Annotated in this window: 12 protein-coding genes and 1 tRNA gene; 6 read left to right on the top strand and 7 right to left on the bottom strand. The window is 66.0% G+C overall.

Going from position 1 to position 12,444, the window contains the following annotated elements; translation table 11 throughout:
* Positions 1 to 24: 24 nt before the first annotated feature.
* Together ABIR17_RS01135 and ABIR17_RS01130 are read right to left on the bottom strand one after the other, a co-directional pair.
* Complete coding sequence (locus tag ABIR17_RS01135; RefSeq protein WP_348002564.1) at positions 25 to 1,266, bottom strand: HRDC domain-containing protein; 1,242 nt, start codon at positions 1,264 to 1,266, stop codon at positions 25 to 27.
* Between the two features lie 25 nt (positions 1,267 to 1,291).
* Positions 1,292 to 1,888, bottom strand: a complete 597-nt coding sequence (locus ABIR17_RS01130) for a DUF3000 domain-containing protein (protein ID WP_348002506.1) — start codon at positions 1,886 to 1,888, stop codon at positions 1,292 to 1,294.
* Positions 1,889 to 1,976: 88 nt separating this feature from the next.
* Here ABIR17_RS01130 and ABIR17_RS01125 point away from each other — a divergent pair, with 88 nt between their 5' ends.
* The gene (locus tag ABIR17_RS01125; protein ID WP_348002505.1) at positions 1,977 to 3,179 is read left to right on the top strand and encodes an alpha/beta fold hydrolase; all 1,203 of its coding nucleotides are present in this window, start codon (positions 1,977 to 1,979) and stop codon (positions 3,177 to 3,179) included.
* Here the strand turns inward: ABIR17_RS01125 and ABIR17_RS01120 are convergent.
* Genes ABIR17_RS01120 through ABIR17_RS01110 form a run of 3 tightly spaced genes read right to left on the bottom strand, consistent with a single transcriptional unit; the run spans position 3,176 to position 5,268 of the window.
* Complete coding sequence (locus tag ABIR17_RS01120; RefSeq protein WP_348002504.1) at positions 3,176 to 3,874, bottom strand: dihydrofolate reductase family protein; 699 nt, start codon at positions 3,872 to 3,874, stop codon at positions 3,176 to 3,178. The genes ABIR17_RS01125 and ABIR17_RS01120 overlap by 4 nt on opposite strands.
* Positions 3,871 to 4,323: a SufE family protein gene (locus tag ABIR17_RS01115; protein ID WP_348002503.1), complete on the bottom strand. Its 453-nt coding sequence runs from the start codon at positions 4,321 to 4,323 to the stop codon at positions 3,871 to 3,873. The genes ABIR17_RS01120 and ABIR17_RS01115 overlap by 4 nt, the downstream gene beginning before the upstream one ends.
* Positions 4,324 to 4,365: 42 nt before the next feature.
* Positions 4,366 to 5,268 carry a sulfurtransferase gene (locus ABIR17_RS01110; RefSeq protein ID WP_348002502.1) on the bottom strand — a complete coding sequence of 301 codons (903 nt, stop codon included), beginning with the start codon at positions 5,266 to 5,268 and terminating at the stop codon, positions 4,366 to 4,368.
* Positions 5,269 to 5,391: 123 nt separating this feature from the next.
* On the opposite strand from ABIR17_RS01110, the gene zapE reads away from it, so the two are divergent.
* A complete protein-coding gene (gene zapE / locus ABIR17_RS01105; protein WP_348002501.1) occupies positions 5,392 to 6,393 on the top strand; it encodes a cell division protein ZapE in 1,002 nt (333 codons plus the stop codon).
* 9 nt (positions 6,394 to 6,402) lie between these two features.
* Here the strand turns inward: zapE and nhaB are convergent, their stop codons facing one another.
* Positions 6,403 to 7,905 carry a sodium/proton antiporter NhaB gene (gene nhaB, locus ABIR17_RS01100; protein WP_348002500.1) on the bottom strand — a complete coding sequence of 501 codons (1,503 nt, stop codon included), beginning with the start codon at positions 7,903 to 7,905 and terminating at the stop codon, positions 6,403 to 6,405.
* 335 nt (positions 7,906 to 8,240) lie between these two features.
* Here nhaB and ABIR17_RS01095 point away from each other — a divergent pair, with 335 nt between their 5' ends.
* The 4 genes from ABIR17_RS01095 (at position 8,241) to ABIR17_RS01080 (ending at position 12,072) form a co-directional block, all read left to right on the top strand.
* A complete protein-coding gene (locus tag ABIR17_RS01095; RefSeq protein WP_348002563.1) occupies positions 8,241 to 9,596 on the top strand; it encodes an ammonium transporter in 1,356 nt (451 codons plus the stop codon).
* Positions 9,597 to 9,670: 74 nt separating this feature from the next.
* Positions 9,671 to 10,726: a hypothetical protein gene (locus ABIR17_RS01090; RefSeq protein WP_348002499.1), complete on the top strand. Its 1,056-nt coding sequence runs from the start codon at positions 9,671 to 9,673 to the stop codon at positions 10,724 to 10,726.
* Entirely contained in the window at positions 10,726 to 11,454 is a 729-nt protein-coding gene (locus ABIR17_RS01085; protein ID WP_348002498.1) for a DUF2071 domain-containing protein, read from the top strand. The genes ABIR17_RS01090 and ABIR17_RS01085 overlap by 1 nt, the downstream gene beginning before the upstream one ends.
* Positions 11,455 to 11,463: 9 nt before the next feature.
* The gene (locus ABIR17_RS01080; protein ID WP_348002497.1) at positions 11,464 to 12,072 is read left to right on the top strand and encodes a nuclease-related domain-containing protein; all 609 of its coding nucleotides are present in this window, start codon (positions 11,464 to 11,466) and stop codon (positions 12,070 to 12,072) included.
* 8 nt (positions 12,073 to 12,080) lie between these two features.
* Here the strand turns inward: ABIR17_RS01080 and ABIR17_RS01075 are convergent.
* A tRNA-Val gene (locus ABIR17_RS01075) sits at positions 12,081 to 12,156 on the bottom strand.
* Positions 12,157 to 12,444 lie beyond the last annotated feature (288 nt).

The raw sequence follows: 12,444 nt of genomic DNA, 5'->3' as shown, positions 1-12,444 counted from the left end.
CTTTCGCGACGTTGCGTCCTTTGATCATTCCGACGAATCGGGCTCGTGTGGCGTTTCGGGCTCTTGGGGCACATCTACAAAGGCTTCGGCGATCACCTGTGCGGTTGCCGCAACCTGCCAGCGGCGGGCACCGAGCGCGGTGAGGGCCTCGGCGACCGCTTCCGTGGTGATCGGCGAGGGTGGAGCCCAAGCCACGCGGCGCAGACTATCGGGGGTGAGAACGTTCTCGATCGGGATATCGAGTTCTTCGGCGCGGGCGATCACCGCAGCGCGCGCCCTCTTCAGGCGGGCGTCGGCCTCGGGATTCTTGTCGGCCCAGATCCGCGGCGGGGGCACACCGTCACCGGGCGCGCGGGTATTGGGGAGGTCCGCTGTGACGACGCCGCGTTCAATCGCCGCCCACCACCGGTCGAGTTGCGACCGGCTGGCACGTCCGTTGAACTCCTTCATCGCCGCGAGGTCACGCTTGCTCGTCGGCATCACACGAGCCGCAGCGAGGAGAGAGGTATCGGGAACAAGCCGACCGGCGGCGGAGTCGATCTCTCGCGCATAGTCGTCACGGGCCACCCACAGTTCGCGCGCAACCGCGAGATTGCGCGCGTTGCGCAGGGCGTGAATTCCGGCGAGCCGGCGCCACGGGTCGACGCGCGACGGCGTCTCGCGATGCAACACGGCAGCGAACTCCTGCGCGGCGATCTCGTCCTTGCCCGTCTCGTGCAACAGTGCGCCGATCGCGTCGCGCAGGTCGGGAAGCAGTTCGACGTCGAGCGCGGCATAGACGAGCCAACTCTGGGGGAGCGGCCGCGTCGACCAGTCCGCTGCCGAGTGCTCCTTCGCGAGATGGATGCCGAGCAGATCTTCGACGACCGGACCGAGTCCGACGCGGGGGAGCCCAGCAAGGCGTGCCCCGAGTTCGGTGTCGAAGATCGCCTCGGGGTCGAGGCCGACCTCTCGCAGGCAGGCGAGATCTTGGCTCGCCGCGTGCAAGATCCACTCTTCACCGGCCATTACGGCTGCTAGCTCGGTGAAGTCACCGATCGCCGGGGGATCGAACAGGAACGCCCCAGAGCCGCGTCGGTAGACCTGGATCAGATACGCACGCTGCGAATACCGGTAGCCGGACGCTCGCTCGGCATCGACAGCGAACGGACCGTTTCCTAGCGCGAGGAGCTCGACCGCCTCGAGGTACGCCTCGCGGGTGTCGAGGACAACAACAGGCTCGTGCGACGCCGCCGGGCTGTCCGGTGTCGCAGGTGTCGCGGGCAGAGCCGGGGACTGCTCGCTCGAGGCGTCAGCCACGCGCCCCTCGACGGTTCGGCAACAGGCCGACCGCTTCGGCAGTTGGCGGGAGCCCGGCGAGTTGGCACAACAGGTCGCTCCACGCTTCGACGGATGCGCCGATCGCGTCGCCGTCGGGAGTCCACGAGGCGCGCACCTCGAGCTGCGCACCGTCGCTCTGGTGGCTGAGTTCGCCGAATCCGGTAGAGAGAACTTTCGTCGCGGTTCCGGATGCGGCGGTGTAGTGAGCATCGCGTGCTTCGAGCGCGTCTTCAAGCCACGACCAGGCGACTTCTGCGACGAAGGGATCAAGGCCGATGTCGGTTTCGAGCGGCGCCTGTGCGAAGCACACCACGCGGAACGGGCCGCCCCAGGCGTCGGGTTCTTCAGGGTCGTAGAGCAGCACAAAACGGCCGGTGCCGAGAACGGAGTCGATCCCGTGTCGTACCGGACTGACGTCGGCGGCCATCGCGATCGCGTGCGGAGCGAGCCCGGTCGGTGCGGGAATTTCGCCCAGTTGGAGTTCGGGTCGAATCGTTGCTCGCCGGACGGCGGTCAGCGCGCGGCCAAATGGCGCGGGAACGACCGGGTCGGATGCAAGGGTGGCCACGACTGAAGATTAGGGTTTCAACCAGGAAACCGCTGGCGTGCCACGCCGTTCGGCGGCGCCCGGGACGTCGGACCACTGAGGAGGACGGATGCCGTCGCGTACCAAGGTCGCTGTCGGCGGGGTTATCGGAGCCCTCGCGCTCGTCGGTGCTGCGGCCGTAGCGACAGCCGCGCTGAGTGTGATCGTCGCGCGCAAGGTCATCGTTCCGCCGTCACGCCGGGAAGAGGATGTCGCGGTCCGGTCCGTCGATCTCGAGGCCGGTCTCATCGTGCTCGATTCGACTCCCGACTCCCGGCTGCGGGGCGAATACAGCTTCTGGTTCGCCCGTGAAACCGGTCACGCTCGCGTCGGCGAGATCGTCTCGGCCACGGCGACCAGCGTCACTCGCCGGATCGTCGGGGTGGATGTCGGCGACCTGCGCACCGCGAAACGCGGCCGACTCACGGGCTGGTTCTACCTGACCCCGGCCGATCTCGAAGTGCCGTACGACCACGTCGAGATCGCCACTCCGCTAGGTGACGCGCCTGCCTGGCTGGTGCCGGCATCCGATGGTCCTTCGACGCACTGGGCGATTCACGTGCACGGTCGCGCGGTGCGGCGCCCCGAGACGCTCCGTGCCGTGCCGATCTTCAGAGAGGCGGGGTTCACCTCCCTCGTCGTGTCGTATCGCAATGACGGGGAGGCGCCGCGCAGCGACGACTTCCGGTACGCGCTCGGCGACCGAGAATGGCTCGACGTGGATGCGGCGATGCGGTACGCCCTCAGCCACGGAGCCACCGAACTCGTTCTGGTCGGCTGGTCGATGGGCGGGGCCACCGTGCTGCAGGCGCTCACCCGTTCGACCTACAGCGACAAAGTGGTCGGAGTCGTGCTCGAGTCGCCCGTCGTCGATTGGATCGCGGCTCTCGACTTTCAGGTCAAGATGCGCAATCTGCCGGTGTTCGTGCGCTCGTTTGTCATCCTGCTGTACAAGCATCCGTGGGGGCGGCTGTTCACCGGGCTGGCGGAACCACTCGACATCGACCGGCTCGACTTCGTCACCCGGGCGAAAGAGCTCGATCGGCCGGTGCTCATTCTGCACAGCGACGACGACGGGTTCGTGCCGTCGACGGCGTCCCGAGCGCTCGCCCTGGCGCGACCCGACATCGTGACGTTGGAAGCGTTCGACACAGCCCGGCACACCAAGTTGTGGAACTACGACCGCGAGCGGTGGGAAGGCGCCATCCGCAGGTGGATCGCGAAGTTGCCCTCAGCGCAGCGTCGCACAAACTCAGCGTTGCGCGAAAGTTAGCTGACCCGCCAGCGGCCGTAGAGCGATCCGCCTTCGTCGGTCAGTACCTGCACCAGGTCGAGGCTGCGCGAGCCACCGGTCGCCCCGCCGAACAGCGCGGAGGCGTTGCCGAGAAGACGCGGCACCGTCGTCAGACACAGTTCATCGACGAGCCCAGCCGCGAGCAGTTGGCCCGCGAGGCGAGGACCCCCCTCGCAGACGATCTTCGCGAGCCCACGATCCCGCAGTGCCGTGAGCATCACCGCGAGGGGGACCGCCCGATCGCCGTCGAGCGCGAAGTATTCGAACGGCGCGTTGAACGTGGCGCGAGCTCGCTCCTCCACCTTGGCAGGACCGACGACCAGGATGCGGCCGGGCTCGATATCGGCCCGCACGACGGCCCCGGTGAAGTCGCCGGTCGTAGTGAGCACCGTGAGATGCGTGGAGCGCGGCACGAGGCTGCCTTCGGCGCGTAGCGTCGCGGCGCCAATCAGCACTGTGTCGCTCACCAAGCGGATCGCTCCGAGGATGACGCGGTCGGCACCCTCGGTGAGCCCCGCCGACGTGCCCGCGGCATCCGACGTTCCGCCATCGACGCTCGCCACGAGGTTCACGCGGAGTCCGGGCGCGGGGTAGAGCGCAGCGATCAGTTGCCGAGCATCGGGGGAGGAGGTGTCGATCGGGTCGCCTGCAGGCAACAGCGGTCGGATGATCACGCGGCGGTCTTCTCGCGTACCTGGCGTTTCGTGCGACCGAGGAGCGCCGACATCCCGCGGATCCGAAGTGGACTCACGGCCTCGGTCAACCCGAGAGTCAGCGGGTAGTCGTCGGGCACGTCGAGTACTTGCTGCACGGTGAGCCCGGCGAGTCCTTGCACCAGGATCGAGGCGAATCCACGGGTCGTCGGCGCCTCCTTCGGCGCGGTCGCGTGGAGGTGCACGATGCCCCCGCCATCCCCCTCAGAGTCGACGTCGACAAAAATGAAGACCGGCGACTGGCATTCCTCCACCCGTTCCAATAGGTCGGGGTGGTCGGCGTACTTGGGCGGCAGCTCGGGAAGCTCCTGCGAGAACTCGAGCAGCAGTTGCAGTCGCTCGTGCTGCTCGAGCGCGAGGAAATCGTCTCGGATGGTCGCAAGCGCTTCAGGCAGCTCGGGATCACTCACGCTGTCACCCTAACTGGCGCGTCGGCACTACTGGCCTGGGCTCTAGTGCTTGGCCGGGACGGCACCCGGCTCGGCACCCTTAACGATCGGCACGCGCACCGCGCTGCCCCACTCGGTCCACGAGCCGTCGTAGTTGCGCACATTCTCGAAGCCGAGCAGGTGGGTCAGCACGAACCAGGTGTGGCTCGAGCGCTCACCGATGCGGCAGTACGCGACGATCTGGTCGCCATCCTTGAGCCCCGCGCCGTCACGGTAGATCGCGTTCAGCTCGCCGAGGGGCTTGAAGGTGCCGTTGTCGGCGACGGCCTTCGCCCACGGCACGCTCTGCGCGCTCGGGATGTGGCCCGCGCGCAGGGTGCCTTCCTCGGGGTAGGCGGGCGCGGTGGTGCGCTCGCCCGAGTACTCCTCGGGGGAGCGCACGTCGACGAGCGGGTTGCCGAGGTGGGCGAGCACGTCGTCCTTGAAGGCACGCAGTACGTGGTCATCCCGCTCAACGACGGGGTAGTCGCTCGGTGCGGGCTTCGACGTCTCGGTCGTGTACGCACGACCCTCCGCCTCCCACTTGGCACGACCGCCGTCGAGCAGACGCACGTCGTCGTGGCCGAAGAGCGAGAAGACCCAGAGTGCGTACGCGGCCCACCAGTTGTTCTTGTCGCCGTAGATCACGACGGTCGAGTCGCGCGAAATGCCTTTGCTCGACAGCAGCTTCGCAAATCCAGCGCCGTCGAGATAGTCGCGCACGAGGGGGTCGTTGAGGTCGGTGTGCCAGTCAACCTTGACCGCGCCCTCGATGTGACCGGTCTCGTAGAGCAGAACGTCTTCGTCGGACGCGACAACGACGAGTCCCTCGTCGCCGAGGTGTTCGGCGAGCCAGTCGGTGCTCACCAGGCGCTCGGGGTGGGCGTAGGCGCTGAACTCGGGGGAGGCGTCGATCTCGACGGTCATCAGATGCTCCAAGAAGTAGGTAAGTAGAGTTGCGGTGATCCCTTCCAGGGTATGCAGTCGCTCACGGGCCCGCCGATGTGCCGTAAGAGTTCGACACGAACCACCACGAAGGCCCGAGGCGTCATGACTCTCCCCACCGCGTCCCTGCTCGATCGCATGCCGACGATGTCGGGCGACGAACTCGCCGCGTCTCTCGTGCCGCCGCGCCAGTTTGACGACTCGACGCTCGAGAACTATCGCCCCGATCCCGACTACCCGTCGCAGGCCGAAGCCGTCGAGAGGGTGCGGGCGTTCGCTGGAGCGTGGAAGCCGGGCGGGGGTCTGTTTCGCAAGCGCACGCCCGAGACGAAACCCGGTCTGTACCTGGACGGCGGTTTCGGCGTGGGCAAGACTCATCTGCTCGCGGCTCTCTGGAAACTCGCGCCGGGCCGCAAATATTTCGGCACCTTCATCGAATACACCGCGCTGGTCGGCGCCCTCGGCTACGCGTCCGCCGTCAAACTTTTGAGCGGTGCGACCCTGGTTGCGATCGACGAGTTCGAACTCGACGACCCGGGCGACACGATGTTGATGACCCGGTTGCTCGGCGTACTCGCTGAGAGCGGCACGCGCATTGCGGCGACCTCGAACACTCCGCCGAATGCTCTCGGCGAGGGGCGGTTCGCCGCCGTTGACTTTCTGCGCGAGATTCACGCACTCTCGGCCCGATTCGAAATCCTGCGCATCGACGGGCTCGATTACCGGCGCCGCGATTTGGAAGGTCACGCCGCGACGCTCGATGAAGCTGAACTCGAAACGGCGGCCGGGAGCATCCCCGGCACCGTGACGATCGATGACTTCGACGCGGTGTTGCGACACCTCGCCACCGTGCATCCGTCGCGCTACGTGAAGCTTCTCGACGGCCTGTCGGCGGTCGGGTTGCGGGGGGTGCACGTGTTGAACGACCAAACGGATGCGCTGCGCTTCGTTGCAGCCGTCGATCGCCTCTACGACGGCCAGGTACGCGTGCTCGCATCGGGGGTGCCGCTCGACCAGGTTTTCGGCGACGACATGCTCGCGGGTGGCTACCGCAAGAAGTACCTGCGTGCGATTTCGCGCCTCATCGCGCTCACCGCACCGCAGTAGACAGCGACATCACAACAGGTAGACCGTGCAGAGGAATGCCGTCACCGACAGAACCACCGCGTAGGGCAACGCCATCCAGAGCATCTTGAGGTAGCCGAGTCGGATCAGCGGGGCGAGCGCCGAGGTGAGCAAGAAGAGGAACGCTGCCTGCCCATTCGGGGTCGCAATACTCGGGATGTTGGTGCCGGTATTGATCGACACGGCGAGCAGCTCGAACTGATCCTGCGAGATCGTTCCCGCCGCAAAGGCTTTCTCGACCTCATTGATGTACACCGTTGCAACGAAGACGTTGTCGCTCACTGCCGAGAGCACCCCCGAAGCGACGAAGGTCATCGACAATTGCTGGCGGCCCTGCTGAGCGAGCACGGTATCGATGATCGGGGTGAACAGTCCCTGCTCGTGGATGACGGCGACAACAGCGAAGAACACCACCAGCAGTGCGGTGAACGGCATCGCCTCATGGAAGGCCTTGCCGAGGGAGTGTTCGTGCACGACACCGTTGAATGCCGTCGCGAGCACGATGACCGCGAGGCCGATCAGGCCGACGTCGGCGACGTGCAGGGCCAGGCCGGCGACCAGTGCAACCGCGGTCAGCGCTTGAATGACGAGTCGCGCGCGCGTCCGCGGATCCCGGTCGGCCGTTTCCTTGGCATCCCACTTCTCCATGACCTCGCGCACCGAGTCGGGGAGGCGCGCACCGTAGCCGAACCAACGCGTGCGTTCGAGGAGGGCGCAGAGCCCGAGCCCGACGACCAACACCGGAATTGATACCGGCGCCACGTGGATGAAAAAGTCTGCGAACCCCCACCCGACGGTCTCGCCGATCAGGAGGTTTTGCGGTTCGCCCACCAGTGTCGCGACACCGCCCAGAGCGGTGCCGACCATCGCGTGCATCATCAGACTGCGCAGGAATGAACGGAAGACCGCGAGATCGTCGGCGTGCTTCGGGTGCACCATCCCGTCGTCGTCGTGCTCGTGGTCGTCGTCGAACCCACGCCCCGAGACGAACCGGTGGTACACGGTATAGAGGCCCGTGGCGACGGCGATCACCACGGCCGCAACGGTGAGCGCGTCGAGGAATGCTGACAACACGGCGGACAGTGCCGCAAAGGTCAGAGCCAGCAGCACCTTCGAGCGGATGCCGACCAAGAGCTTTGTGAACAGCAAGAGCAGCAGTTCGCGCATGAAGTAGATGCCCGCAACCATGAACATCAGCAGCAGGATGACCGCGAAGTTCGACTTGGACTCGTCGAAGACCTCGGCCGGGGACGCCATCCCGATCGCGATCGCTTCAATCGCCAGGAGTCCGCCGGGCTGAAGCGGGTAGCACCTCAGCGCCATCATCAGAGTGAAGATGAACTCTGCGACGAGCAGCCACCCGCCGATGAACGGGTTGACCCCGAGAAAAACGATCGGATTGACGACCAGGAAGGCCACGATCGCGACCTTGTACCAGCGTGGTGCGTCGCCCAAGAAGTTGTGGGCAAGGGCGCGGGTTACGGTCTGCAGCAATTGGTCTCCGATCGACGACGACGCGTCAGCATCGGCCGACCAGACTTCCCGGCGCTCCCTGGTTACAGGGTATCCGAGCCGCGGGAGCGCAAAAATCCTGCAATTCCCGACGATCTGGTGCGTTTCGCGGGCGATTTCGCAGAAAACCGGGTGCCGCGCGAAACAGGAAGTTTACAAAGCAGGGGCGTGTGTAACGCTTCCGAAACATTTACGCGGTCCCTCGGTAATGTGCCGACGCCAGACTGGCCGCGTACCTGAGGTAGCTAGTTCCCTCACCCGAGCGCAACGGTCCAACGGTGCAACTTCTGCAAACGCTAGAGAGGTAGCTAATGATTCTGGATCAAGGCAACACCGGCTACATGCTGCTGAGTGCCGCGCTCGTTCTTCTCATGACCCCCGGTCTCGCCTTCTTCTACGGCGGCCTGGTCAAGGCGAAGAGCGTCATCAGCATGATGATGATGAGCTTCGGCGCAATCGGCCTGATCGCCGTCCTGTGGGTGATTTACGGATACGCCATTGCCTTCAGCAACGGCGGCGCGACCTTCGCCGATGGCACGAACAGCTACTTCGGGCTGGATGGCTTCTTCGGCATCGACATCAGCCAGATCAACCTGTCGAACGGCTATGACCAAGCGGTCGGCGCTGTAACCGACCCGGGCGACGGCACCGCGGTCTACGGCGGTCTGTCGAACCTGGCGTTCGCAGCCTTCCAGGCGACCTTCGCGATCATCACTGTCGCTCTGGTTTCTGGCTCGATCGCCGACCGCGCCAAGTTCGGCGCATGGATGGTCTTTGCCGGCATCTGGGCAACGGTCGTGTACTTCCCGGTCGCGTCGTGGGTGTTCAACTTCACCCTCGGTGACAACCCCAATGCAGCGGACTTCTCGGCAGCTAACTTCTCCGATGGAGGGTGGGCGACGTTCGGACTGCAGAACATCTTCGGGGTCGGCACGCTCGACTTCGCGGGTGGTACCGCGGTTCACATCAACGCGGGTGCTGCGGCTCTCGCGCTCGCCCTCGTGCTGGGCAAGCGTGTCGGCTTCGCCAAGGGCGCTGCTGTTCCTCACAACCCGCCGTTCGTTCTGCTCGGTGCCGGTCTGCTGTGGTTCGGCTGGTTCGGCTTCAACGCGGGCTCTGAGCTCGCGGCTGACGGATTCGCGTCGATCGCCTTCATCAACACCCTCGTCGCTCCGGCTGCTGCTCTGCTCGGCTGGATCATCGTGGAGAAGATCAAGGACGGCAAGTCGACCTCCATCGGTGCAGCCTCGGGTGCCGTCGCTGGACTCGTTGCGATCACCCCTGCGTGTGCATTCCTGCACCCGCTCTGGGCGATCGTGCTCGGCCTGCTCGCCGGTGCGGTCTGCGCCATCGCGATCGAGCTGAAGTTCAAGCTCGGCTTCGATGACTCGCTCGACGTGGTGGGCATCCACCTCATCGGTGGTCTCATCGGCACCCTGTACTTGGGCTTCCTCGCTCAGGGTTCGGGCCTCGTCTTCAGCGGCTCGTTCTCGCAGCTCGCTGTGCAGGCCATCACGGCGTTCACGGTCTTGATCTACTCCTTCGTGCTCGCCTTCGTGATCGGGTTCATCATCGAAAAGACGATGGGCTTCCGCATCAAGAACGAAGACGAGGTCGCCGGTGTCGACCTGGTCGTTCACGGCGAGGACGCCTACGTCCTCGACGCCAAGTAAGACCAGTTAGTTACTGCGGACATGTCCGCGCGGGGCGCCGTCTCTTCGGAGGCGGCGCCCCGTACATTTGCGACATGACCGTCCTTCTGGTGGCGATCTCCTTCGCCGCAGGAGGCTTCGCGACGTTGGCGATCTTCCAGCTCGTGCGACGGCTCATCGACGGACGGATGGTGTGGCCGGCAATCGCGGCCGCCATCCTGACCACCGCTGTGACGACTCTGCTCGGAATGCTGACCGGCGCCGCCCGTTTGGACTACCTGCTCGGCATCTCGGCATTCACTCTGCCGGTACTTGTATTGCTGGAGTCCGCCGCGATCGCGTCGGGCGCGAATCGCGTGGCACGGTGGGTGTTGATGCTCACCTGGGGCCTCATCGTCTTTCCGGTGGCGGCCGTTCTGCCTCTTGTTCTCACTAACCCGTGCCGGCTCAGCGGATGCGGGTTTACCGACTTCGGGGGAGCTCTCCCGCTCTTCGTCTCAGCCAGTGCCTACGTGCTGCTCGCCTGGTCACCGGGCGTCGGCCGGACGCAACCACAGATCGGCGGACCGGCGGCTCTCGTGGCTGCTCTCGGCTTTTGGGTGGCGTTCGCGGTCTGGCTCTCCAGCCTCGAAGCGGCTGTGGATGTCTACATCCCGCGTATCCTCCTGGCCGGGGCGGTGGGGCCGCTCGCGGGAGCCGTCGGCTGGTTGCTCGTGGATCGGTTGAAGGCCGTTGGCCGCGCCGTGCCGCGCTCGCTGGGGTTCGGCTTCTTCGCGGGGATCGCGGCGACGATATCTGGGGCGGTTACCGTCTCGTTCCCGTGGTCGCTGCTCGTGGGCGCCCTGGCCGGAGTCTTTGGAGCGCTGATCCACTCGGCGCGGGTGGTCTCTCGCGCCGGAGTCGCCACCCGATGGGGGCTCACCCTGCTCGTCGCTGCAGCCATAGGATTCCTCGCCCCACCGATCGCGGGTGACACCGTGGGCGTTCTGTTCAGCGCGCAGGTCGGCGTGCTGAACACTCCTCTCCTGGCGTTCCTCGGGGTCGCGGTCGGATCTGTGATCGTCTCGGCGCCCGCCTGGGTGCTGCTGAGGCGTCATCAGTCGGAGCCAACTCTCGTCGTCGCGGTGCAGCCTCAGCCCGACCCGACCTGATGACGATCGAACCGATCACCCGCAACGCGCCACCCCTGCCGGGTCGCACGATCGCGAGTCAGCGCTGGAGCGATCTGACCTTCCTGCACTGGCGAGTCGAGCCCGATCGCGTGGCACCGCTTCTTCCGCCCGGCGTGCGCCCCGACGTGCACGACGGAGCGACCTGGGTGGGACTCATCCCGTTCCTGCTCGATCGGGCGACGCTGCTGGGCAGTCCGCCGGTGCCGTACTTCGGGTCGTTCGTCGAAATCAACGTGCGGCTATACGGCGTCGACGCCGACGGGCGGCGCGGGGTGATCTTCCGCTCCCTGGAGGCATCCCGACTCGCGGCGGTCGTCGCCGCACGCGCCACTTTCGGGTTGCCCTACTTCTGGGCCGCCACCGGGATGTCGCATGACGGCGATCTCGTGAGCTACCGATCCAAGCGACACGGTGGGGGGCCAACCAGTCTCGTTGTCGCGAAGCCTGGGGACGTGATCGAAGCAGATCCGCTCGCCGACTTCCTCACCGCTCGCTGGGGGATGTTCGTCGCCCGAGGCGGCCGCACACGTTTTCTGCGCAACGAGCATGCGCCGTGGACCTTACACGCGGCGCACCTCGTCGACCTTGACGACCAGCTCGTGACGGCTGCGGGACTGCCCGGCGTGACCGATCGTGCGCCGGATTCGGTGCTGTTCTCGCCCGGGGTCACGACGAGATTCGCTGCTCCTGTCCGAGGCGGGGGATAGCCTGCCGCGATGACGCACCACGACGGGTTCGCGAGCGCTTCCGCCTATCGCGAGAGCGTCAGGTTGGCCGGGCTGCGTTCACGTGCCGTTCCGGGTCCGCGTAGAGCGTCGGGGGATGCCGAGAACTGGCGACGGGGCGCCATCGGTGAGCGGCTCGTCGGGCGCGCACTCGAGGATCTCATCGTTGACGGAGTGCGCGTCGTGCACGACCGGCGCATTCCGGGGTCGCTGGCGAACATCGACCACATCGCCATCGCGGCGACCGGCGTCTACGTGGTCGACGCGAAAAGTCACGTCGGGCGTCCGCGGGTCGACATCCTGAGTGCAACGGAACGCCGTCTCTACCTCGGGCGCGAGGATGCCACCGATCTGGTGCGCGGGATCCAGCGTCAGGTTCGGGTCGTGTCTCAGGTGGTGGGCGAATCGTCCGTGCCGGTGCGCGGCATCCTGTGTTTCTCCGGAGCCGACTGGGACCTCGTTAACGGCTACCTGGTCGACGGAGTCGGGGTGACTTCCCTGGACGGTCTTGCCGACCTGCTGCGGCTGCCGGGGCCACTGAGTGCCGCCGAGATCGAGGGGCTCCACGGTCGGCTGGGCAGCTCTCTCGACCCTGCTTGATGAGGATGTGGTGGGCGATACCGGACTCGAACCGATGACCTCTTCCGTGTGAAGGAAGCGCGCTACCAACTGCGCCAATCGCCCGCGGCCTCCATCCTGCCACACAGGCTCAGTAGGCTGGCGCAATGTCCGAAGCGCCCCCTGCGACCTCAGTTCCGCCGCAATTTGCGCCTGGTCAGCCAGCGTTTGCGGTTCCTATTCCGCGCGACCCGGTGCCGGTAGTGAGCATCGTTGCGGCGTTACTCGGCGCATTGCTCGTGCTGCTGTATTTCATCGTGAAGCTCACCGGGGGAGCGGTCCAGGCTGACCCCACGGCGTACGACCCCGGGAGTTCCAGCTACACGATCGCAACCGCGCTGGGGATCCTCGGAC

Origin of the sequence: Pseudolysinimonas sp., assembly GCF_039912695.1 — a bacterium.
Lineage (GTDB): Bacteria > Actinomycetota > Actinomycetes > Actinomycetales > Microbacteriaceae > Pseudolysinimonas_A.
This window is presented reverse-complemented; position numbering and strand designations above follow the sequence as displayed.

What these genes read in the sequence shown, in the direction of transcription:
- ABIR17_RS01090 (WP_348002499.1), top strand. Translation starts at nt 9,671, where the DNA reads ATGACCGTCCTTCTGGTGGCGATCTCCTTCGCCGCAGGAGGCTTCGCG.
- ABIR17_RS01125 (WP_348002505.1), top strand. Translation starts at nt 1,977, where the DNA reads ATGCCGTCGCGTACCAAGGTCGCTGTCGGCGGGGTTATCGGAGCCCTC.
- zapE (WP_348002501.1), top strand. Translation starts at nt 5,392, where the DNA reads ATGACTCTCCCCACCGCGTCCCTGCTCGATCGCATGCCGACGATGTCG.
- ABIR17_RS01080 (WP_348002497.1), top strand. Translation starts at nt 11,464, where the DNA reads ATGACGCACCACGACGGGTTCGCGAGCGCTTCCGCCTATCGCGAGAGC.
- ABIR17_RS01085 (WP_348002498.1), top strand. Translation starts at nt 10,726, where the DNA reads ATGACGATCGAACCGATCACCCGCAACGCGCCACCCCTGCCGGGTCGC.
- ABIR17_RS01110 (WP_348002502.1), bottom strand. Translation starts at nt 5,268, where the DNA reads ATGACCGTCGAGATCGACGCCTCCCCCGAGTTCAGCGCCTACGCCCAC.